This is a genomic window from Oleiphilus sp. HI0080, from assembly GCF_001635135.1.
Genome location: NZ_LWFU01000688.1, coordinates 1 through 2,359, shown reverse-complemented (window position 1 = coordinate 2,359; position 2,359 = coordinate 1). Strand labels below are relative to the sequence as shown.

Below are 2,359 nucleotides of genomic sequence, written 5' to 3'. Positions count from 1 at the left end.
TGCAAGCAGTGCTTCAAGTCTGCGTAATGCTCTATCCGTACGCCAATCTTTTGCAAGTTCTACGGCCGCTTTCACAAGATGACCTTGATGCTTCTCGAGCTTTGCTTCAAAGCGCTCAAACAGTGTGAATGCATCGGCAGTGCCTCCGGCAAAACCCGCAATGACTTTGCCGTTATACAGGGTTCGCACTTTTCGCGCGTTGCCTTTCATAATGGTGTTACCGAGAGAAACCTGGCCGTCGCCGCCAAGCGCGACTTCGCCTTCTCTTCGTACTGATAATATGGTGGTCATGTCTCTCTCCTAAGCTAAAACAGGCGCATCCTTGCGATATGGCCTCTAAGCCATGAATTTCAAGGTGGTAGTTTAAAAATAGGAGTAAAAAAGCAGCGCCGGAAGGCTTACTGCTTTTTGGATTTTTTGACCAGAGGTTGGATATTGATGGCGTAGAGCTTATCAAGCGCCGCGTTCATCTCACTTCTAGACTGAAAGGGGCCCGTTTCAACTCGATGCCAAGTGCTTCCTTTGTCGTTGGTTACCGTTCGGATTTTAGCTTTTAGGCCTTGGAAGGCGATGGTCGCTTTTTGTCGTTCGGCGTCAGTGCTTGAGCGAAAGGAGCCAGTCTGAACCATATAAAGGTACTCTTCTTCGGCGCCTTTTTCTTTAAATGTATAGGCATCCACGGTGTCTGTGTCTACCTCGCTGTTAGGAAGAAGGTCATAAAACTGGAAGCGTGCTTCGGGTTTTATGACGGCTTTTTCTTTTGATTCAGCCTCAGCTTTAGGCTTCGTGCTGTTAGGAGCGGGCTTGCTGATAGCTTGATTGGTCGCGCCATCATCTACCTGAGCTAGTTTATAGAGTGCGAACCCAAAGCCACCAAGAAGGGCTGCGATTAAAAAAAGATGTAAGCCCTTGCCTGATCCAGCGTTATCGACAGTTTTTGTTGCAGACGTTTTTTTCGCGGCAGAACCTGTCTTTGCGGAAGGTTTCTTTTTGCGCTTTGCAGCAGGCTTTTTAGTCGTGCTGGGTTTTGCGTAATCTCGAGTCATGATTACATGCTTTCTGGCGCGCTAACACCGAGTAGATTCAAACCATTCTTGATAACTTGCTGGACTGCGATGCAGAGAGTGACTCGCGCATCGCGCACGTTTTGATCATCGACCAGCACTTTATTGCTGTTGTAATAGGTGTGAAATTCGCTAGCTAGATCTCTTAAATAGTGTGTCATGGTATGCGGTTCCAGCTGCTCTGCTGAGTTGATCAATGTTGACGGATATTGTGTTAGGCGTTTGGCCAAGTCTACTTCTGCATCAACACTGTTGCGAGCTAGCTCTGCAAGGCCGTTTTCTCGATCCACACTGATACTTTCCTCTTCAAGTTTTCGCAGCATGCTAGCGATTCGAGCGTGCGCATACTGAATGTAGTAAACAGGATTGTCTTTACTTTGCGACTTTGCGAGCTCCAAGTCGAAGTCCATATGTTGCTCTGCCTTGCGCGTTACGTAGAAAAATCGGGCTGCGTCTTTTCCGACTTCATCACGCAGCTCGCGGAGAGTCACAAATGAGCCGCTTCGCGTTGACATCTGCACGCGCTCAGTGCCGCGGTAAAGGATGGCAAACTGAACAAGCTTGATATCGAGCTTGTCTGGGTCAAGATCCATCGCCTGCAGTGCGGCTTTAACCCTTGCAATGTAACCGTGGTGATCTGCGCCCCAAACATTAACGACGCGGTCATAGCCACGCTCAAATTTATTCAGATGGTAAGCAATATCAGAGGCGAAGTAGGTTGTTTCGCCATTGTCGCGTTTTACAACGCGATCTTTATCGTCACCAAAGGCTGTCGATTTAAACCAGATGGCACCGTTTTGTTCGTATAGAAAACCATTGGCATCTAGTCTCGCTAGCGCGTCGTCGATCTTATCTGCAAGAGATGCTTCGGAAAACCATTGCTGGTAATGCACACCAAATTCACCGAGATCGTCTCGAATATCATCTACAATGGAATCTCTGCCGGCATTAAATACGATGGAAAAGTCGTTACCGAGCAGAGCTCGAGCTCGTTCAATTACGGCATCGATGTAAAGCTCTTTATCGCCGCCCTCGTCTTCGTCTTTCGGCAAGTTGCCAAAAACCTCTTCAGCGGTTTTACTAAAACGTTCTCCGTGTTCGTCAGAAAGCGCTTTGGCGATGTCATAAATGTAAGCGCCTTTATAGCCGTTTACAGGGAATTTGAGGTCTTCGTTGAAGCTTTCGAGATATCGTAGCCAGACACTGGCGGCGAGAATATTCATCTGTCGACCAGCATCATTGACGTAGTATTCCCGCTCAACTTCATAGCCCGCGGCTTCCAAAAAGTCAGAGAC

3 protein-coding genes are annotated in these 2,359 nt (G+C 47.9%); all 3 read right to left on the bottom strand.

Features of this window, described 5'->3' with window-relative positions; translation table 11 throughout:
- The coding region (gene hslV, locus A3751_RS14890) for an ATP-dependent protease subunit HslV (RefSeq protein WP_082863286.1) at window positions 1-291 on the bottom strand (291 nt) is incomplete at its 3' end.
- Between the two features lie 107 nt (window positions 292-398).
- A complete protein-coding gene (locus A3751_RS14885) occupies window positions 399-1,046 on the bottom strand; it encodes an SPOR domain-containing protein (RefSeq protein ID WP_068457543.1) in 648 nt (215 codons plus the stop codon).
- Between the two features lie 2 nt (window positions 1,047-1,048).
- Window positions 1,049-2,359: arginine--tRNA ligase (argS, locus tag A3751_RS14880; protein ID WP_068457540.1), on the bottom strand; the 1,311-nt coding region annotated here is incomplete at its 5' end.